General features: G+C 71.2%; 16 protein-coding genes. 11 read left to right on the forward strand and 5 right to left on the reverse strand.

Annotated features, from left to right (window positions below; all coding sequences use genetic code 11):
• Positions 1–103 precede the first annotated feature (103 nt).
• A complete protein-coding gene (locus tag ACTWP9_RS28075; RefSeq protein WP_443249092.1) occupies positions 104–814 on the reverse strand; it encodes a bifunctional DNA primase/polymerase in 711 nt (236 codons plus the stop codon).
• A gap of 300 nt (positions 815–1,114) precedes the next feature.
• Here ACTWP9_RS28075 and ACTWP9_RS28080 point away from each other — a divergent pair, with 300 nt between their 5' ends.
• The 4 genes from ACTWP9_RS28080 to purU all read left to right on the forward strand — a co-directional run bounded on the left by ACTWP9_RS28080 (position 1,115) and on the right by purU (position 6,327).
• Entirely contained in the window at positions 1,115–2,506 is a 1,392-nt protein-coding gene (locus ACTWP9_RS28080; protein WP_443249093.1) for a transcriptional regulator, read from the forward strand.
• A 203-nt stretch (positions 2,507–2,709) separates the two neighbouring features.
• Positions 2,710–4,737 (forward strand): hypothetical protein, encoded by a 2,028-nt coding sequence (locus ACTWP9_RS28085; RefSeq protein WP_443249094.1) that lies wholly within the window; start codon positions 2,710–2,712, stop codon positions 4,735–4,737.
• Between the two features lie 141 nt (positions 4,738–4,878).
• Positions 4,879–5,316, forward strand: coding sequence for an SCO4402 family protein (locus ACTWP9_RS28090; RefSeq protein WP_443249095.1), 438 nt, complete (start codon positions 4,879–4,881; stop codon positions 5,314–5,316).
• A 78-nt stretch (positions 5,317–5,394) separates the two neighbouring features.
• Positions 5,395–6,327: a formyltetrahydrofolate deformylase gene (gene purU, locus ACTWP9_RS28095; RefSeq protein WP_443249096.1), complete on the forward strand. Its 933-nt coding sequence runs from the start codon at positions 5,395–5,397 to the stop codon at positions 6,325–6,327.
• A gap of 31 nt (positions 6,328–6,358) precedes the next feature.
• Here purU and ACTWP9_RS28100 read toward each other — a convergent pair whose 3' ends face one another.
• Positions 6,359–7,633 (reverse strand): zf-HC2 domain-containing protein, encoded by a 1,275-nt coding sequence (locus ACTWP9_RS28100; protein ID WP_443249097.1) that lies wholly within the window; start codon positions 7,631–7,633, stop codon positions 6,359–6,361.
• Positions 7,630–8,202, reverse strand: coding sequence for a sigma-70 family RNA polymerase sigma factor (locus ACTWP9_RS28105; protein WP_443249098.1), 573 nt, complete (start codon positions 8,200–8,202; stop codon positions 7,630–7,632). Before ACTWP9_RS28105 ends, ACTWP9_RS28100 begins: the two co-directional genes overlap by 4 nt.
• Before the next feature lie 415 nt (positions 8,203–8,617).
• Between ACTWP9_RS28105 and ACTWP9_RS28110 the strand changes: the two genes are divergently transcribed.
• Positions 8,618–8,998, forward strand: a complete 381-nt coding sequence (locus ACTWP9_RS28110) for an STAS domain-containing protein (protein WP_443249099.1) — start codon at positions 8,618–8,620, stop codon at positions 8,996–8,998.
• Between the two features lie 52 nt (positions 8,999–9,050).
• Here the strand turns inward: ACTWP9_RS28110 and ACTWP9_RS28115 are convergent, their stop codons facing one another.
• A complete protein-coding gene (locus ACTWP9_RS28115) occupies positions 9,051–10,679 on the reverse strand; it encodes a class I adenylate-forming enzyme family protein (RefSeq protein WP_443249100.1) in 1,629 nt (542 codons plus the stop codon).
• Between the two features lie 166 nt (positions 10,680–10,845).
• Between ACTWP9_RS28115 and ACTWP9_RS28120 the strand changes: the two genes are divergently transcribed.
• From ACTWP9_RS28120 to ACTWP9_RS28135, 4 genes are all read left to right on the forward strand, one after another.
• Complete coding sequence (locus tag ACTWP9_RS28120; protein ID WP_443249101.1) at positions 10,846–12,036, forward strand: amidohydrolase family protein; 1,191 nt, start codon at positions 10,846–10,848, stop codon at positions 12,034–12,036.
• A gap of 30 nt (positions 12,037–12,066) precedes the next feature.
• A complete protein-coding gene (locus tag ACTWP9_RS28125) occupies positions 12,067–13,236 on the forward strand; it encodes an acyl-CoA dehydrogenase family protein (protein WP_443249102.1) in 1,170 nt (389 codons plus the stop codon).
• A gap of 8 nt (positions 13,237–13,244) precedes the next feature.
• On the forward strand, positions 13,245–14,315 hold the full coding sequence (locus tag ACTWP9_RS28130; RefSeq protein ID WP_443249189.1) for an acyl-CoA dehydrogenase family protein: 1,071 nt from the start codon (positions 13,245–13,247) through the stop codon (positions 14,313–14,315).
• A gap of 422 nt (positions 14,316–14,737) precedes the next feature.
• Entirely contained in the window at positions 14,738–15,310 is a 573-nt protein-coding gene (locus ACTWP9_RS28135; RefSeq protein WP_443249103.1) for an ATP-binding protein, read from the forward strand.
• 286 nt (positions 15,311–15,596) lie between these two features.
• Here the strand turns inward: ACTWP9_RS28135 and ACTWP9_RS28140 are convergent, their stop codons facing one another.
• Complete coding sequence (locus ACTWP9_RS28140; protein ID WP_443249104.1) at positions 15,597–16,532, reverse strand: cyclase family protein; 936 nt, start codon at positions 16,530–16,532, stop codon at positions 15,597–15,599.
• A gap of 108 nt (positions 16,533–16,640) precedes the next feature.
• Between ACTWP9_RS28140 and ACTWP9_RS28145 the strand changes: the two genes are divergently transcribed.
• Entirely contained in the window at positions 16,641–17,579 is a 939-nt protein-coding gene (locus ACTWP9_RS28145; protein ID WP_443249105.1) for an SDR family NAD(P)-dependent oxidoreductase, read from the forward strand.
• An 80-nt stretch (positions 17,580–17,659) separates the two neighbouring features.
• Positions 17,660–19,021 carry an acyl-CoA dehydrogenase family protein gene (locus tag ACTWP9_RS28150; RefSeq protein WP_443249106.1) on the forward strand — a complete coding sequence of 454 codons (1,362 nt, stop codon included), beginning with the start codon at positions 17,660–17,662 and terminating at the stop codon, positions 19,019–19,021.
• Positions 19,022–19,128 lie beyond the last annotated feature (107 nt).

A 19,128-nucleotide genomic window follows, 5' to 3' on the forward strand; every position in this document is an offset into this window, starting at 1 on the left:
GGGGGGCAGTTGGGGGGCGGAGCCGCCCCAACGCCTGTCCGGCGAGGACCGGGGGTTTGGGGGCGGAGCCCCCAACAGTGAGAGGGGGTCCAAGGCTGGGCCCTCAAGCATTGGCGGCGACGAATACCGCTTCGCGGCTGCACGCATAGGCGAGCGTGGGCACCAACTCATCGACGTCCGGAAGCCAACGATTCGCGGCATTGGGCTCGCGGGCCCATTGGACGGCTCCGCGGGTGCCCAGCCGGGTGGGTGGGGCCGCAACCCAGTCGCCCGCGCCCTTGCCCTGCAAGTCCAGCGCGGTGGGCGACCAGCCCAGACGGCGCACGGTGGCGGGAACCTTGGCCGCGACGCCGGGGAGGACGAAGAAGAGCATCCGGCCGTTCGGGGTGCAGGTGACAGGGCCCAGCGGCTGGGCCATCCGCTCCAGCCGGGCGAGCGCCAGACAGCCCACGGCCTCCGAGACCTCGAGCGCATCGAAGGCACGGCCGGTCGGCAGCAGTACGGCCGCGCGCGGCTCGGTCTCCCACAACCGGCGCACAGTTGTCGCGCTCCCCGTCGTCTCGTCCGCCCAGCATGGGCGCGCGGGGTGTGCGCCGGGCGCGGGGCAGTCGGAATCGCCGCAGGCGCAGCGCGGGACGCCGTCCACCGTCTCCAGCCAGGTGCCGGGAAAGACGTCCCAGGCCCGCTCCTGGGTGTAGCGCACCGCGTGTTCGAGGGGTGATGCGGGCGGTGCGGCAGATGTCGTTCGCTGTCCGGGGAGGCGCGTGTTCGTGGTCGCTCCAGAGGTACAGGTGATGGTCTCTTCCACGACCATCACAACTTTCGTCCCTCGGAGGGGTTACGGGCGCAGAACGGGGCGGGTCGAGGCGCGACGGCGCATGCGGCGTCCGTGCCGGAGCCGTTTCCGCCGTACAAGGGGCAGGCCGCGCTCGGAACGGCGCATGGGGGCATGTGTAGGGGCGCGTGCACAGAAGTGCTGTCTTGGGTGGGTAGTCCCTCTCCGGTGCAGTGTGCTGTGAAGGGTGGGGTTTGTAAGGGATCACGGGCATATGCGCCGATCAGTGAGCAGTGAGCAAGCCCGGTCCGCACCATGGAAACCACTGAGGGGGATCGCATGGCCGCCAGGCCGCTCGTCGCGAGGCAGCCCAACGAACGGTTGCAAGCGCTCATCCAGGAGGCCGGGTGCTCGAACGCGGGCCTCGCCCGCCGCGTGAACATGTGCGGCGCCGAGCATGGACTGGATCTGCGCTACGACAAGACCTCCGTCGCGCGCTGGCTGCGCGGGCAGCAGCCGCGGGGCCGCGCCCCCGGCATCATCGCCGAGGCCCTCGGCCGCAAGCTGGGCCGTACCGTGACGATCGACGAGATCGGAATGGCCAACGGCAAGAACCTCGCCTCCGGAGTGGGCCTCCAGTTCGCCCCCACGGTCGTCGGAGCGGTCGAGCAGGTCTGCGAGCTGTGGCGCAGCGACGTGGGCCGCAGGGACTTCCTGACCGGTTCGACCGTGGCCGCCTCCGCACTCGTCGAGCCGAGCCGGGACTGGCTGATCACCCAGCCCGACCACCAGGTCGCCCGTTCCTCCGGGGCCCGGGTGGGCGCTGCGGATGTGGCAGCCGTACAGGCGATGACCGAGGCGCTCTCCGAGCTCGATCACCGCTACGGCAGCGGCCACATCCGTCCCGTGGTGGTGCACTACCTCAACAGCGTCGTTTCCGGACTGCTCGGGGGCTCCTACAAGGAGGCGGTCGGCCGGTCGCTGTTCGCCACCGTCGCCCGGCTGACCGAACTGGCGGGCTATATGGCCGTGGACACCGGCCAGCACGGGTTGGCGCAGCGCTACTACATCCAGTCCCTGCGGCTGGCACAGGCGGCCGGGGACCGGGCGTACGGCGGCTATGTGCTCGCCGCGGGGATGAGCCACCTGGCTGCCTCGCTGGGCAATCCGCGGGAAATCGCGCAGCTGGCGCGCGCGGCGCAGGAGGGGGCGCGTGGGCGGGTGACACCGCGCGTGGAGGCGATGTTCCATGCCGCCGAGGCGCGCGGGCACGCGCTGATGGGGGACGCGCGCGCCTGCCAGGGTGCCGTCGCCCGGGCTCTGACGGCGATGGACGGTGCCGAGGCGGCTGCCGACTCCGGTGACGATCCGTCCTGGATCGCCCACTTCGACCGTGCCTATCTCGCCGACGAGCTCGCCCACTGCCACCGCGACCTGGGCCAGGCGGAGAGCGCGGCAGCGCGCGCGGAGGAGGCCGTCACCGGGCACCCGGAAGGGCGGGCCCGGCGGCGAGCGATCGGGCTGTTCCTGCTGGCCGACGCGCAGGTGCAGCAGCGCGAGGTGGAACGTGCCTGCAATACGGCCGGGCAGGCGGCACGGCTGCTCGCCGGGCTGCGTTCGGACCGGGGCGCGGAGTATCTGGACGACTTCCGGCAGCGGCTGGAGCCGTACCGCGAGGAGCCCGTGGTGCGGGAATTCCACGAGAGTCTGGAGCTGGCCGCGGTGGCGTGAGGTGCCTGTGCCGACGACAGTGATCAGCCGGTGCGGAGTTGCCCATCAGCCTAGCGATACGAGGAGTTTGTCCCTTTCCGCGCGCTTCGTGATGACATCAGGTGAAGGAAGGGTGTCCGCACATCTGGGTGCGTGGTCCCCCGTTGGTGTGACCCGGTAGCGTGAGCCGACGCTTCCGCTAGCCATGCGAACGAGGAGTCTCGGTGACAACGCACAACGGACGCGGACAGGACGGGAATTCCGGCTCCGCCGGTGATCCGCTGCCCGCCTCCACGACCCCGTACGAGGGGGTCGTGCTGCCGGCCAACGGTGACCCTTGGACTCCTCAGCAGCAGCGCCAGGCCGAACGCGACCGCGTACGGCCCCCCGCCGGGCAGCCGTGGGGCGACCCTTGGGGCCCCGGCTCCGAGGCGGCCCACGGCGGCGCCCCGGAGAGCGGCGCCCCGGAGGGTGGCCCCGGCTACTGGGGCGCCCCGCAGCAGGACGCCCCCGGTGGATCGCTGCCCCTCCCGCCGGAGGGCGCCCCGGCCCTCCCCCAGACTCCGCCCGGGGGGACCCCCACCTCGCCGCCCCCGCCGCACCCTCCGTCGCCGCCGTCACCCGACGGTGCGGTCCCGCTGCCCCCGGCCGCCGCTCCGGGTGCGATGCCGCTGCCGGACGGTCCGGGTGCGATGCCGTCCGGCGGTCCGGGGTACGCGCAGCCGGGTGCCGGTCTGCCGGAGCCGTACGGGACGTCCTCGGCGGGTGGCGGCGCCCACGCGCTGCCGCCACAGCAGCCGCAGTCCCAGCCCCAGCCGCCGTCGGCCGTCCCGGGAGGTTCCGGACGGCATGCGATGCCCGACCGGTCCGCTGCGCCGCCTGCGCCGTCCGCGCCGCCCACCGCGCCGCCCGCTGCACCGCCTGTGCCCCCTGCCATGCCGTCGGCCATGCCGCCTGGTGCGCCGCAGGGCGGGGCCGATGACAGCGACGCCACGCAGATGCTGCCGCCCTTGATGACAGGTCGGCCGCCCGCCGCCGGCCCCGTCGGCGCAGAGGACGGAACCCAGATGTTGCCGCCGCAGCAGCCTGCCGGGCCGGTGGGCGGCGGTCCGGACAGCGAGGCCACGCAGTATCTGCCTCCCGTCGCGAGCGGCGTGGACAGCGACTCCGAAGCGACCCAGATGCTTCCGCCGATGTCTGGCGAGGGCGGCGCACCCGGCTCTGGAGGGCCGGGCGCAGGAGGGCCGGGTCTCGGAGAGCCGGGCGCGCGGCGGCCGCTGCCGGAGTTCGACAACCTCTTCCGGTCCGACTCCCCGCGCCCCACGGGCCCGGGGCAGCCCGCCGCAGGCAACAACGAGCCGGGCTCGACACAGAGCCTGCCGATATTCGACCAGGCAGCACAGCCGCAGGCGCCGCCCCGCGGCGGCTACGGCTACCCGCAGCCGACTGCCCAGCGGGGCGGCTACGGCTACCCGCAGCCGGGCGCGCCCCGCGGCGGTTACGGCTATCCGCAGCAGCCGCCGGGGCCCCAGGGCGGCGGTGCAGGCTACGGCTATCCGCAGCCGGGTTCGCAGCAGTACGAGCCGCAGGTCGGCGGCCGGGCGGCGCGGCGGGATGCCGACCGCGGGCGGCGCAAGGTGTCTCCCTGGCTGCTGATCACGGGTGCCCTGGTCGGCGTCGCCGCGATCGGGCTGGTGGTCGGCCTCCTCCTTGCGAACGGCGGTGACGACTCCGGCGGTGACGAGCCGAAGGCGTCCAGCGCCCCCGCGGAGGAGAAGTCCTCCGCGGCGCCGGACCCCGCGGAGGGGCAGGCCAAGAAGCTGGACGCGCTGTTGGCCGACAGCAACAACAGCCGTTCCACCGTCGTCCGTTCCGTACAGAACATCAGGACCTGCAAGTTGCTGGGCAAGGCGGCGACCGACCTTCGGTCCGCCGCCAGGCAGCGCACCGGACTGGTGCGGCGGCTCGGCGAGCTGAAGACCGACCGGATCCCCAACAGCGCGGAACTGAACTCCGCGCTCAAGAGCGCCTGGCGTTCCTCGGCCTCCGCGGACAGCCACTACGCGGCCTGGGCGGACCAGGTGGCGCGTAAGAAGGGCTGCCACAAGGGCAAGGCCAAGCCGACGCGTCAGCTCGCAGCGGGCAACAGCGCCAGCGGCAAAGCGACCACCGCCAAGAAGAAAGCGGCGGGGCTGTGGAACCCGACGGCGAAGAAGTACGGCCTCACGGAGCGGCAGTTCGGCGCGCTATGAGGGCGCCCGGAGGGCGCCGAGAAGGGAGAGCGAGGGCGGGGCCAAGGGCCGGATGTGCGGAACGTAAGGTCGGTGACCATGCAGCAAGCAGGTTCCGTGAAGTCTTCCCGACGTGGCCGTCGTTCCACCACCATAGGCGGCATGCCTGTCAACGACGTGCCTTGGTGGCGCTGGCGCAGCAACGTGCGCTCCGCGCTGCACATGCTCTCCGACCAGACGTTCCAGCACGAGTGCTGGCTGGCCGGACGCCCCGGATACGGCGATGTCACGGACGCCGTCTACCGCCTGGTCGAGGACACCTGGCTGGACAACTGGTCGGCGGAGAAATACGTCGGAACGATTTTCCGGGACGCGCAGGAAGCCCAGCTCGTGGATGCTGCCGTGCTGCGGGTGCTGCGCATCATGCACCAGGTCGGCGCCGACGCACCGGTCGTCTCGTATCTGGAACACCCGGCGTGGCCGGAAGCCGTACGGGCCGCCCGGGAGGCGCACGTACTGCTCGCCGGCAACGACGGGGACGACCCGGACGAGCCGCCGCGCTCGCTGGAGGTCCTGGCGATCATGCTCAGGACGGTGTGATGCGGGGCACCTCCCGGCCGGAGGCCGGGGGAGCACTGGGTGCGGGGGCACCCGCCGTGATGTGCCAGTCTTGAGGCCATGAGCCAGTCGCACCCCGCTCCCGGCAATCCTGCCGAAGCCGCCGAAACCGCTGAAAAGGCTGGAAAGGCCAAAAAGGCGGAAAACGAGGCGGGTCAGTTCGTCCTCACCCTCTCGTGCCCGGACAACAAGGGCATCGTGCACGCCGTCTCCAGCTATCTGTTCATGACGGGCTGCAACATCGAGGACAGCCAGCAGTTCGGGGACCGTGACACCGGGCTCTTTTTCATGCGCGTCCACTTCACCGGCAACACCACCGTGGAGAAGCTGCGGGCCAGCTTCTCCGCCGTCGGCGACTCCTTCCGGATGGACTGGCAGATCCACCGGGCCGAGGAGAAGATGCGGGTCATCCTCATGGTGAGCAAGTTCGGGCACTGCCTGAACGACCTGCTCTTCCGCTCCCGGCTCGGCGCGCTCCCCGTCGAGATCGTCGCCGTGGTCTCCAACCACACCGACTTCGCGGAGCTCGTCGCCTCGTACGACATCCCCTTCCACCACATCCCTGTGACGAAGGACACCAAGGCCGCGGCGGAGGAGCAGCTGCTGGAGCTGGTCGAGACGGAGCAGATCGAACTCGTCGTCCTCGCCCGCTATATGCAGGTTCTCTCCGACAACCTCTGCAAGCAGCTGTCCGGGCGGATCATCAACATCCACCACTCCTTCCTGCCGAGCTTCAAGGGCGCCAAGCCGTACCACCAGGCGCACGCCCGCGGCGTCAAACTGATCGGCGCCACGGCGCACTACGTGACGGCCGACCTCGACGAGGGGCCGATCATCGAGCAGGAGGTCGAGCGGGTCGGCCACGACGTCACCCCGGAGCAGTTGGTCGCCGTCGGGCGCGACGTGGAGTGCCAGGCGCTGGCGCGCGCCGTGAAGTGGCACAGCGAGCACCGCGTACTGCTGAACGGCCACCGCACGGTCGTTTTCGCCTGATCGAGCGTGAGGGCTGAGCCCTCACGCTCGACTACAGCCGCGAGAGCGACGCGGTGGCGTAAAGGACGTCCTGAATGGCCTGGCGGTCGCCGTCCTGGCCCGCGGCGGCTTCGAGCGGTGGCACATGGCCGGCCGCGAGCTGGCAGAACTCCAGCCCGTCCAGGGCGATGTGGGCGACCTTGCTCTCCGGGGAGGCGCGGGCGCCGGGGGAGTCGAGCGGGATGTACCAGTCGCCGCCTCCGCTGCCCTCGATCTCCAGGTGCAGCGTGCGGCCGGGCGAACCGGCCGTGGCCAGACCGCGGGGCGGCGGCGCGAGCCCCGTACGGCGGCGGGCGGCGATCGCATCGGGCAACTGCCGGGCCGCGAGATCGACGAGCAGGTTCAGATGGGCGGGCCCGGGCGGCGCGTACGGGTAGTCGACGGCTTCCGCGATGTCCTCCGCGTGCATCCAGCACTCGAAGGCGCGGTCGAGGAACGCGTCGCGCAGCGGGAGCGCGAAGTCGCCGTAGGAGACGAGCCGTCCGTGTGCGGTGTGCTCGCCCGAGGCGCTGCCGTCGTCCGCGGCGAGGAACGACACGTCGCGGATCATGGCGTGGCTCTGCTCCCGCCAGGGCTCGCGGGCTGCCGGGGTGTGGTGCCTGGCGCCGTTGAGCGCCCAGTAGATCTCCGTGCGGGTCTGCGGGCCGGCGCCGGGCTCGGAGTTGCCGGCGTCGGCGGGGAGGGCGTCGGCGGGCAGCGGGTCGGGCAGGCCGATGCCGGTCGCGACCAGTCCGTCGACCGCGAGCAGGTGCCCGAGGACGCCGGCGACGGTCGTCTCCCGGGTGCTCTGCCGTTCGCCGTCGAACCAGCGCAGTTGTACCGGCGCCCGCCACTCCTCCTCGGCCATGTCGCGCAGCAGCGCGTCCAGCCGGGCCGTTTCCGCGTCGTAGGGAGCCGCCCAGGTCGGCATCGGTATACGGGCGGGGCGGCGGTCCAGGCAGCCTTCGAGCACGCGGGAGCGCAGCATCGGGTCGAGATCGAGGCTGTCCTCGGAGTGCAGCAGCCCGACCGCGTCGCGCAGCCGCAACGCCTCATCCGCGCAGGGCGCGCAGTCGGTCAGGTGCGCTTCGACGGCGGCGGTCTCCTCCGGGGAGCATGCCGCCAGCGCCCAGGCGCCGAGGAGCGAAGTGAGAATGCGGTGGTCGGTCAATTCACCCTCGGGTGCTGCTTCGGCGGCACCGGTGGTCCGGGAGGGCTTGCTCCGTCCCGGCCCGGCAGGCCGTTTTGGGCCGCCCGGTGGCGTCGGCGGTGTCGGCGGCCTGCTCATGGCCGCTGCCCCGCGCCGGGCGGCGCCATGGCGGGTTGCGTCATGGCGGAGGAGAGGAGCTGGAGCCCGAGCCGCAGCCGGCGGCGGGCCTCGTCCTCGGTGACGCCCAGCGTGCGTGCCGTCTGCCGGTAGTCGCGACGCTCGAAGTACGCCAGTTCCAGGGCGGCACGCAGCGAGGAGGGCATGGAGGTGACGATGTAGTCGGCACGCGCCGCGGTGGCGGCGGTACGGACCTGCTCCTCGAACCGCTCGGCCTGCTCGGGGGAGCAGGGACCGGCGCTGTGCTGCTGCTGCCGCAGTCTGCTGGTCGCTATCCGCTGGGTCAGTTCCGCGATCCAGGACCGCATGGGGCCTTCACGCGGGTCGAAGGTGTGCGGGCTCTCCCAGATATGGGCGAAGACGTCCCGGGTGGCCCGGTCCGCGGCCTCCTCGTCGTCCAACACCCGGTGGGCCAGGCCGTGCACGAGGGAGGCGAAGCGGTCGTAGAGCTCACCGAGCGCCGCGGCCTCGCCGTGTGCGAGCCGCTGTTGCATCTTCCGGTCCCAGCGCGGTGGTGTGTCGTTCGCCATGATGGCCCCCAGCCCTCGGTTCCGCCGTCCGCTGCCCGTCCGCGTCGGTCCGCGTGCGGCGGTGCCGTTCCGGCCTTTCCCTTCCGCCTCGTGTGCTGTCCGTCCTCGTGTGATGCCCGTCGACCCCTCGAATGTAGTGCGAGCAACTGACAGCGCACGCCACTTTTGAGGCAACGCACGTCCCAGGCGATTGCCCAGGGTGTACTTTTCGTCACGGAGCGCTTGGGCTGGGCGGGGCTGCGGGGGTGAAAGAGGCGGATGCTGCCGAGCGTTATGGGTGCGTGACCACAAGTTCTTGCAGGTTCCCATGGGTAATACCGCCGGACCGCTTAGGGTCGTTTCCCTGGGACCAGTTTTGGAGGGGTGGGCCAGGGCAGCCGACTGTTGTAGGCGATCGACGAAGGGGTTGCGGGGAGTGTCGTTGAAGGTGCTGGAGGAGGAGCGGGGCGGGTGGGCCGTGCTCCGGGTCTCCGGTGAGCTGGACCTGGTCACCTCACCCGCGGTACGGCAGCACGTGCACGATGCCGTGGCGGAGGGGCGCAGAAGCCTGGTGCTGGACCTGTCCGACGTCCTCTTCTGCGATTCCAGCGGAGTGGGCGTCCTGATCGCCTCGCGACGGCTGATGCGCTCCTGTGCGGGCCGGCTGCGGCTGATCCTGCCTGCGCGCGGCGCCGAGGACGGCTCGCATGTGAACCGGGTTCTCGCGGCGCTGGGGGTGCGGCGGCTCTTCGACTGCTACCCCGACCTGGCCACGGCCACCGACGCCCACACCGCCACGGGCCCGCTCACGGCGTGACCACGGGCCCGCTCAGCCAGCGGGCTCTGCGGCTGTTCCTGCACGCCGTAAGTCAGCCGAATCTCTCCCGTAGCTTGTACTTGAGCACCTTGCGCAGCGTGCCGTTGCGCGGCAGCTCCGCCAGCACCTCCAGCTGCTCGGGCAGTTTGTAGGTGGCCAGGCCCTCGGCCCGTAGATACGCGGTCAGTTGGCCGAGGGTGACCGGCGGTGCTCCTTCCGGCTGTTCGACGACGGCGCAGACCCGCTCGCCCCGCTCCGGATCGGGCAGCCCGATCACGGCCACGTCGGCGACCGCGGGGTGTTCGTAGAGGAGTTGCTCGATCTCCTTGGCCGAGATGTTCTCGCCCTTGCGGATGATGATGTCCTTGGTGCGGCCGGTGAGCACCAGATGCCCGCTCTCCAGCAGGCGTCCCACATCGCCGGTGATCAGGAAGCCGTCCGCGTCGAACGCCTCGGCGGTCCGCGCCGGGTCCAGATAGCCCTGGCACACCGCCTCACCGCGCAGCCGGACTTCTCCCTCGCTTCCGGGCGGCAGCGGTGCGCCGTCCGGCGTGGTGATCCGGATCTCCATACCCGCGGGTGGGCGCCCCTCGGTGGTGGCGAGCTGTTCCGGGGTGTCGTCGGGGGCGCCCATCGTGATCATCGGGGCTTCGGTCATGCCGTAACCATGGGTGAGTTGGCAGCCGAGTTCGGCGACCACCTCGTGGTAGAGCTCGGGAGGCTTGGGTGCCCCGCCGCCCGCGAGCAGCCGCAGTGCGGGGAGCAGCTTCTCCCCGGGCCGCTTGCGCTGTTCGGCCAGGAACATCGCGTAGAACGCCGTCGAACCGCCCGCCGTCGTCACCCCGTGACGCCGGTAGCCCGCCAGTGCGCCGGGCATCGCGAACTTCTCGAACAGCACGGCGGGAAAGCCGTACAGCAGCAGCATCACCAAGTAGTCGGGGCCGCCGATGTGCGCGTACGGGAAGGCGATCGAGCCGACGTCGTCGGGGCGCAGCCGCAGCGCGTGCGCCAGGCAGGAGCCACCCGCGATCAGGCTGCGGTCGGTGTGGCGTACTCCGCGTGGTTCGGAGGTGGTCCCGGAGGTCCAGTAGATCCAGCGCACTGCCGTGCCGTCGGTGGGCGGCTCCGGAAGGGCGCTCAGGGAGCCGGGATCGGCGTCGGGGAGGGTGTCGTACGCGATGACTGTGCGCGGGGCGAGCCCGTGCTGCTCGCGGACGCGGTCGGCCAGTGCGGTGTAGTCGGTGCCGTGCCACCGGCCGGGGTGTATGTACCAGGCGGCGCCGGTCGCCCGCAGCGCGAGGGCGACCTCGCGCTCCTGGTGGCCCGGTATGAGCGGCGTCTGTCGTACGCCGAGCCGGGCCAGGGCGAGGGAGAGCACGACGGTCTCGATGCGGGTGGGCAGCTGCCAGGCGACAGTGTGAGCGGGGCGCACTCCCTTTTCGTACAGCCCGGCCGCGGTGCGCTCGGCACGGCTGCGCAGCTCGCCGAAGGTGAGGGAGGGGTCGTCAACGTGGTTGACGTCAGCCAGACGGTCGTCAACTGGGTTGTCGTCGGGTTTGTCGTCAACCTTGTTGTCGGTCGCCTGGATGAGTGCGGGTGCTCCAGGGGTGAGCTCGGCCCGGCGTACGACCAGTTCCCACAGGGTGCGCGAGGTGCTGAGCTCGTGTGCGACAGTCGGCATGCCGCCCCCTAGGTCTCCCGGGCTCCTCACCTGACGAACCGTCAGGTTCGTCGGGAAGCGTAGGGCGAGACGCCTTGTCGGTCCAGAGGCCGCGGGGCTAGCCTCTTCCTGATTCCAAGTCTGACGGGTCATCAGATACAGCCGGTATGGCGAGGGGGCCACGCCCGTGACCGAACTACCGCGCATCATCAGCGTCGACGACCATGTGATCGAGCCCGCGCACCTCTTCGAGACCTGGCTCCCGGCCAAGTACCGGGACCGCGGCCCCAAGCCGCTCACCGCCGGTATCGGCGAACTGGAGTACGTCGGCGGCAAGTACCGGATCACCATGGACCCGGACGGGTCGCCCACCGACTGGTGGATCTACGAGGACCTGAAGTTCCCGTACAAGCGCAACATCGCCGCCGTCGGCTTCGACCGCGACGAGATGACGCTGGAGGGCATCACCCGCGACCAGATGCGGCCCGGCTGCTGGGATCCGGCCGAGCGCCTCAAGGACATGGACCTCAACCATGTGGAGGCGTCGCTGTGTTTCCCCACCTTTCCCCGCTTCTGCGGCCAGACCTTTGCCGAGGCGCACGACAAGGAGGTCGCCCTGGCCTGTGTCCGCGCCTACAACGACTGGATGGTGGAGGAGTGGTGCGGCGACAGCGGCGGCCGGCTCGTCCCGCTCTGCCTCATCCCGCTGTGGGACATCGAGCTTGCCGTTGCCGAGATACGCCGCAACGCGGCGCGGGGGGTGCGTGCGGTGACCTTCAGCGAGATTCCGACGTTCCTCGGCCTGCCGAGCATCCACAGCGGCTACTGGGATCCCTTCTTCGCCGTCTGCGAGGAGACCGGCACCGTCGTCAACATGCACATCGGCTCGTCCTCCCAGATGCCCGCCGCCTCACCCGACGCGCCCCCGGCCGTCCAGGCGTCGCTCTCCTTCAACAACGCGATGGCCTCGATGATGGACTTCCTCTTCAGCGGCGTGCTCGTGAAGTATCCGCGGCTGAAGCTCGCCTACAGCGAGGGCCAGATGGGCTGGATTCCGTACGCCCTGGAGCGCGCGGACGACGTGTGGGAGGAGCACCGTGCCTGGGGCGGCGTCCGCGACCTGATCCCCGAGCCGCCCTCCACCTACTACTACCGCCAGATCTTCTGCTGCTTCTTCCGCGACAAACACGGCGTCACCGCACTGGACACAGTAGGCCGCGACAACGCCACCTTCGAGACGGACTATCCGCACGTCGACTCCACCTTCCCGCACACCAAAGAGGTCGCCCTGGAGCACGTTCAAGGGCTCGACGAGGAGACCGTCCACAAGCTGATGCGGGGCAACGCCATCCGGATGCTGGAGCTCGACCTGGTGTGAGGGAACCCGGCCCGGCGTGAGGGAGCAGCCATGGAGCTGGCGTACACGCAGGAGGAAGAGGAGTTCCGGGCGCGGCTGCGTGCCTGGCTCGCCGAGGTGCTGCCCACCCTGCCGCCCCGCCCCGACCCGCTGGACTGGCCGGCGCGGCGCGCCTACGACATGGACTGGCAGCGCAGGCTCTACGACGCCGGGTACGCGGGCCTGCACTGGCCGGAGGATGCCGGCGGCCAGGGTGCGACCCCCACCCAGCACCTGATCTTTCTGGAGGAGACGGAGGCTGCCGGGGCGCCGTACGTCGGTGCCGGGTTCGTCGGGCTGCTGCACGCCGGGCCGACGATCGCGGCGGAGGGCAGTCCGCAGCAGCGTGCCCGCTGGCTGCCGCCGATCCTGCGCGGCGAGGAGGTGTGGTGCCAGGGGTTCTCCGAGCCGGACGCCGGCTCGGACCTGGCCTCGCTGCGTACCCGTGCGGTACGCGACGGGGACGCCTATGTGGTGACCGGCAGCAAGATCTGGACCTCGCACGCCGAGGTCGCCGACTGGTGCGAACTCCTCGTCCGCACCGACCCGGAGGCCCCCCGGCATCGGGGCATCACCTGGCTCGCCCTGCCCATGGACGCACCCGGCGTCACCGTACGGCCGCTGCGCACGCTGGCCGGGTCCCAGGAGTTCGCCGAGGTGTTCCTGGATCAGGTGCGGGTGCCGGTCGGCAACCGCGTCGGACCGGAGAACGACGGCTGGCGCGTCACCATGGTGACCCTCTCCTTCGAGCGGGGCACGGCATTTGTCGGCGAGGTGGTGGCCTGCCGTCGCACCCTGCGGCTGCTCGCGCGGCGTGCCCAGCGGAACGGCCGTTGGGACGATGCAGCAGTACGCCGTCGACTGGGCCGGCTGAACGCCGAATTCGCCGCACTGTGGCGCCTCATCCAGTGGAACGTCAGCGAGGCCGCGCACGGGCTGCGCCAGGGCGGCACAGGCGTTCCCGGAGCGGGCGGCTCGGTGTTCAAACTGCGCTACTCGCATGCACGGCAGGAGCTGTACGAGGCCGCGGCGGCCGTGCTGGGCCCCGCGTCGCTCGACCTGGCGGAGGAGTGGGCACTGGAGCGGCTCTCCTCCCTCTCGTACACCATCGCCGCCGGTACGTCGCAGATCCAGCACAGCATCGTCGCCGAGCGCATCCTCGGCCTGCCGAAGGGACGGTGACGGCCCTGATGGACTTCCGGCTGACCGAGGACCAGGAGGCGCTACGGCGCGGCATGCGTGAACTGCTGGCGGCACGCTTCGGACGCGAGGCACTGCGGGAAGCGGTGGACGGGGCCGAGAAGGGAACGGCTCTCGATGCCGGCCTCTGGCGCGAGTTGGGGGAGGCCGGGCTGTTCGCACTCCGGGCGCCGGAGAGTGCGGGGGGCGTCGGGCTGGGGCTGCCGGAGGCGGTGCTGGTGTTCGAGGAGGCCGGCCGCGCGCTGCTGCCGGGCCCGCTGGTCGCCAGCCATCTGGCGGGCAGCGCAGGACTGGTGGCGGGCGCCGCGGAGGGCTCGGTGGTGGTAACGGCGGCGGAGGGGGTGCGACCGGGCGGCGGGGCGGCGGCGCCGGTCGAGCATCTGGGCGCTGCGGGTGCGGTGTTGGTGCTCGGGGAGGGAGGGGAGGGCGAAGAGGGGAAGGAAGCGCGGGTGCTGGCGCCCGGCGAGTTGACGGCGGAGCCGGTCCGGTCGGTCGACCCGCTGACACCGCTGCACCGGGTGCACGGCCGGACCTGGCACGGCGGGGACGGCGGGGAGGACGGTGACGGTGGGGAGGACGGGGACGGTGGGGAGTCGGGGAAGGCCGTGACGCGGCCCGTGGTGGACTCGGTGGCGCTGCGGCGGGATGCGGTGCTGCTCACCGCGGCACAGCAGCTCGGCAGCGCCTGCCGCACGCTGGAGCTGGCTGTCGGGTACGCACGGGAGCGCGAGCAGTTCGGCCGTCCGATCGGGGCCTTCCAGGCGATACAGCAGCTGTGCGCGGGGATGCTGGTCCGTTCGGAAACGGCCAGAAGTGTGGTTTACGCGGCAGCCGTCACCGCGGACGAGACGGAGGTCTGCGCGGCGAAACTGCTCGCCGACGCCGCCGCTGTGGGCAACGCCCGCGACTGTCTCCAGGTGCACGGCGGAATGGGGTTCACCTGGGAGGCCGATGTCCATCTGCACCTGAAACGGGCGTGGTTGCGTGCCGAACAGTGGCGAACTGTTGTGACTTGTGAGGAGCAACTGGCCTCAGAGCTACTTCGTCCTATGTGTCAGTGAAAGCCGTATTCTTCCGGGAAATTCGATGAGGGCGATTACGCAGGGTTATGGGCGCCTTGTATTCGCCCAGTGACCACCACGAGCGGAAGATCGTATTCCACTCCGGTACGCTCGCTGGACGCGACTGCGGCGGCCCCGGTGGCGGCGGGCCGCCGACGGAAGGCACGGGGTCGTGCCGCGAGGCGGCGATGACCCCGATGACCAAGGAACAAAAGGGTGTCCACGAGATTCAGGCCGACTCGTTCGAGTCCCCGCGCTCGGCGTCGCACAGTATGCCGTGCGTCTACTCCTTTGCGCCGGAATATGCCTGAAGCGCTTGTTGACATCACTATGAGTCAACCATGCTGTTCTCGCTGGAGTCACAATCCGTGACTACATGGAAACGCGAGGCGATGTGTCCGCCAGTTCGGATGGTGTGAGCGGTGCAGGTGCTTCTGGAGCAGTTGGAGATCGGATCCGATCCGACGGAGGTGGGGCGCGCCAGAAGGTGGGCCAGGGCCCGGTTGGCGGGAGCAGGAGTGGACGCCGACGAGTCCCTTGCCGAGACGCTGATTCTGCTGATCTCGGAACTCGTCACCAACGCGGTGGTGCACACCGGCTGTCCGGCCGTGCTGTGCATGCTGCTGCCCCGGCGATGCGGCGGCGGCCCGGCGCACGGCGCGGCGGGATCGGTACGGGTCGAGGTCGCCGACGCGAGCAGTTGTGCGCCGCGCCGCCGCCAGGCGGAGGGCGAGGACACCGGTGGCCGCGGTCTGGAACTCGTCTCGGGTCTTGCCGACCGCTGGGGCTGGGAGCACGAGCCCGGCGGCAAGCGGGTGTGGTGCGAACTGGACACCGCGCCGGTGGAGTCCGCCGCAGAACTCGCCCCGGCCGCCGACCGGGAGGCCGGTGCGGGTGTTGGGGGTGAGGTCCGCGCGCAGGGTGATCTGCGCGCCGGTGCGAACGCGCGTGCGCGCGTCAACGTGGCGGGGGCCGGGGCTGGCGCGTTCGGTTGAACGCGCGCCGGAACAATTCGGGCAAACTCCCCAAAGTCCAGACCAGGTGTTGACGTGTCGTGTCGGCTTGATCACCCTTGGGTGGAGCGATTCGTCGTGAGGGGACGACGAGGTACCTGAGGTTCCTCGACGAGTACGGGTCGCGGTCCGGCGCCAACCTCCGTCCGAGGGCAGGGCCCCGAGCGCCGGAGTCGGGTGGCGGTACGCCGTGCCGTGCTCGGGGCGCGCAAAGGCGCACCGCCACCCGGCTTGCCCAACGCGGCGGCGTGACGACGGACTTGCCCGGTCACAGCACCGCGACCGGGGCCACCGGAGCGCCCGCGCCGCCGGCGAAGGGCTCGGGTTGGGCGGCGAGGAGGAAGGCGTGGCGGCCTTCTTCGGCGCAGGCGTCCGAGAGTTCCTCCAGGTTCCAGTTCTGGCCTTGGAGCATGCCCATCTCCACGAGGTGGAGGGCGTGGACGGGGAGCCAGAGGCCCTCGATCTCCGGGGGGACGATCTCGAAGGTGAGAGTGTCGTTGGCGACGGCGGCCACGTCCCGGGCGTGGAACCACTCGGGAGTACGCAGCGACAGCCCGGGAGAGGGATAGGCGTAGCCGTTCTTGTCGCCGGCGAGATAGTGGCGCAGCTGTCCGGTTCGGATGAGCACGATGTCTCCGGCCCGTACGCGGGTGCCCGCGAACTCCTCTGCGGCGTCCAGGTCTTCGGGGGTCACCGCGTGGCTGCCCGCCAGCTGTTCCTCGCCGCGGGCGCGGGCCACATCGAGCAGGACGCCGCGGGAGACGAGGGGGCGGCTCTTCTCGATGCCGCTGAACGCCGCGCCGCCGTGTGCGGTGACCGTGCCGGCGGGGCGGCCGTTGTAGATCCGGCCCCCGTGTGAGACGTGTGCCAGCCCGTCCCAGTGGGTGGCGGCCTGGAGGCCCATGGTGACGGCGTCGTCGTTGGTGGCGACCGTTCCGGGGCCGAACATCTCCAGATTGAGCGCGACCATTGTGTGCAGCGGGTTCACCCGCCCGGGGATCAGCCCGGTCTGCACCCCGTCCTGCTGGAGGGGCAGCGCGAGCGGGACGCGGCGGCCCGTGCGCGCGGTGGCTGCCGCCTCGCGTACCACCTCGTCCGTCACCAGGTTGAGGGTGCCGATCTCGTCGTCGGCGCCCCAGCGGCCCCAGTTGTTGACGCGCTCGGCGATCTCGGTGAACTCGCGGCACTGCGCCGGCACGGTCATCTGTCCTCCGGAGGCGGTCGGTACGGACGGGCCCGTACGGGGCTTGTGTTCGGACGGTGGCTGCTCAAGAATCTAACGAACCGTCAGATCACCTGGGAGGGGCCGGACGTGGGCAAGGAAGGGAACGCGGGGAGCGAAGGGAACTTTCTGGCCGGGAAGGTCGTCGCCGTCACCGGGGCCGGCCGCGGCATCGGCCGCGCGGTGGCGCTGGCCTGCGCAAGTGAGGGAGCCAAGGTCGTCGTCAACGACTACGGCGTCTCCATCGACGGCGATGAACCGCGCAGCGAGATCGCCGAGGCCGTTGTGAAAGAGATCGCGGCAGCGGGCGGCGAGGCCGTGGCGGTCGCCGACGACATCTCCACCATGGCCGGTGGACAGCGCGTCGTGGACACCGCACTCACCCGGTACGGCCGCCTCGACGGGGCGGTCTGCGTGGCCGGAATCCTGCGCGAACGCATGCTCTTCAACATGACCGAGGAGGAGTGGGACCCCGTCGTCGCCACCCACCTCAAGGGAACCTTCACCGTCTTCCGAGCCGCGAGCGCCGTGATGCGCACCCAGCGCAGCGGTGCCCTCATCGGTTTCACCAGCGGCAACCACCAGGGCTCCGTATCCCAGGCCAACTACGCGGCGGCCAAGGGAGGCATCATCTCCCTCGTCCGCAGCGCAGCGCTGGGACTGCACAAGTACGGCGTCACGGCCAACGCCGTCGCCCCCGTGGCCCGCACCCGGATGTCCGCCAACGTCCCCATGGAGCTGGCCGGGATCGGCGAGCCCGAGGACGTCGCACCCCTCGTCGTCTACCTGCTCAGCGACCACGCAAGAGAGCAGGAGATCACCGGTCAGGTCTACACCGTCGCCGGACCCAAGATCGCCGTATGGGCACAGCCCCGGGAACTCCGCGCCGCCTACGCCGACGGCTCGTGGACGCCGCAACAACTCGCCGACCATCTTCCCGGCATGGTCGGCCGGGACCCGATGCCCATGCTGGAGCGGCTCAAGGAGATGGCCGAGGCCGCCGCCCGCAGGGACCGCCCCAACGCCTGAACCGAGCGCCCGACCGGGCAGCGCTGCTCCGCCCTGATCTGCCTGATCTGCCTGCCTGCCTGATGAGGAGAGGGGGACGTGTGGACTTCGGCTTCACCCGCGAGGACGAGGAGTTCCGAGCGCGGGCCCGGGCGTGGCTGCACGACCACCTGGTCGGCGACTACGCGTCCGCCGCCGGGCAGGGCGGACCCGGAAACGAGCACCAGGCCACCGCCGTACGCCGCCGCTGGGAGCGCGAGCTGGGCCGCGCGGGCTGGGTCGGCATCGGCTGGGACCGCACCCGCGGCAGCTACGGCAACCGCGCTGCCTCCCTCACCCAACAGGTCGTCTGGGCCGAGGAGTACGCCCGCGCGGGCGCACCCGCCCGCGTCGGCCACATCGGCGAGAACCTGCTCGCCCCCACCCTCCTCGCCCACGGCAGCGACGAGCAGCGCAAACGCTTCCTGCCCGCCATCGCCCGCGGCGAGGAACTGTGGTGCCAGGGCTACAGCGAGCCGAACGCCGGCTCCGACCTGGCGGCTGTACGCACCGCCGCCGTGCGGACTGCCGCCGAGCGCACTGAGACGGAACGTACCTGCGCCGTAGGCCCTGACACCGAACGCACCTGCGCCGTAGGTCCCGACATCGCGCGCCCCGACGCCGTACCCACCACAGCCGTACGGGACTCAGGGGCCGGCGGTGGGGCCGGGGGCTACCGTGTCACCGGTCAGAAGATCTGGACGTCGCTTGCCCGCGAGGCCGACTGGTGCTTCGTTCTCGCCCGTACCGGCAAGGGAACGCGCGGACGCCAAGGGCTCTCCTTCCTGCTGGTGCCGATGGACCAGCTGGGCCGTATCGAGGTCCGGCCGATCCGGCAGATGTCGGGGACCGAGGAGTTCAACGAGGTGTTCTTCGACGGCGCACTCGCCCATGCCGACCACCGGGTGGGCGCCGAGGGCGACGGCTGGCGGGTTGCCACCTCCCTGCTGGCCCTGGAGCGCGGTGTCTCCACCCTCGCCCAGCAGATCGGCTTCGCCGCCGAACTCGACCGGGTGCTGCGCCTCGCCCTGCACACCGGTGCCGCCCAGCGCGATCCCGTGCTCCGCGACCGGCTCGTGCGGGCTTGGGCCGAACTGCGGACGATGCGCTGGAACGCCCTGCGCACCCTCGGCGGCAACGACAACGGCAGCCGCTACGAGGCCGTTCCGGGGGCGCCCAGCGTCGCCAAGCTGCTGTGGGGACGCTGGCACCAGCGGCTCGGTGAACTGGCGATGCAGGTGCGCGGAGCCGCCGCCGCCCTCGGCCCGCACGACTGGGCGCCGCACCGACCCTACGAACTCGACGCGATGCAAAGGCTGTTCCTCTTCACCCGCGCCGACACCCTCTACGGCGGCTCCGACGAGATCCAGCGCGACATCCTCGCCCAGCGGGTGCTGGGCCTGCCGAGAGAGGCACGCACGTGACGACGGAACCGAGCACCGAGCGCACGGACCACCCGCGGCACCCGCAACCGAACACCGGACCGGCGGCCTCCGCGGACGCGGCGGATCCCGCACAGAAGCCCAGGGCT

This window comes from Streptomyces sp. 3N207, assembly GCF_052246355.1.
In the GTDB taxonomy this organism is placed as follows: domain Bacteria; phylum Actinomycetota; class Actinomycetes; order Streptomycetales; family Streptomycetaceae; genus Streptomyces.

Bases quoted from the DNA above. Each gene is read 5' to 3' on its own strand.
- purU (WP_443249096.1), top strand. From the start codon at position 5,395: ATGAGCCAGTCGCACCCCGCTCCCGGCAATCCTGCCGAAGCCGCCGAA.
- ACTWP9_RS28140 (WP_443249104.1), bottom strand. From the start codon at position 16,532: ATGACCGTGCCGGCGCAGTGCCGCGAGTTCACCGAGATCGCCGAGCGC.
- ACTWP9_RS28105 (WP_443249098.1), bottom strand. From the start codon at position 8,202: ATGGCGAACGACACACCACCGCGCTGGGACCGGAAGATGCAACAGCGG.
- ACTWP9_RS28100 (WP_443249097.1), bottom strand. From the start codon at position 7,633: ATGAGCAGGCCGCCGACACCGCCGACGCCACCGGGCGGCCCAAAACGG.
- ACTWP9_RS28090 (WP_443249095.1), top strand. From the start codon at position 4,879: ATGCCTGTCAACGACGTGCCTTGGTGGCGCTGGCGCAGCAACGTGCGC.
- ACTWP9_RS28080 (WP_443249093.1), top strand. From the start codon at position 1,115: ATGGCCGCCAGGCCGCTCGTCGCGAGGCAGCCCAACGAACGGTTGCAA.
- ACTWP9_RS28125 (WP_443249102.1), top strand. From the start codon at position 12,067: ATGGAGCTGGCGTACACGCAGGAGGAAGAGGAGTTCCGGGCGCGGCTG.
- ACTWP9_RS28130 (WP_443249189.1), top strand. From the start codon at position 13,245: ATGGACTTCCGGCTGACCGAGGACCAGGAGGCGCTACGGCGCGGCATG.
- ACTWP9_RS28075 (WP_443249092.1), bottom strand. From the start codon at position 814: ATGGTCGTGGAAGAGACCATCACCTGTACCTCTGGAGCGACCACGAAC.
- ACTWP9_RS28115 (WP_443249100.1), bottom strand. From the start codon at position 10,679: ATGCCGACTGTCGCACACGAGCTCAGCACCTCGCGCACCCTGTGGGAA.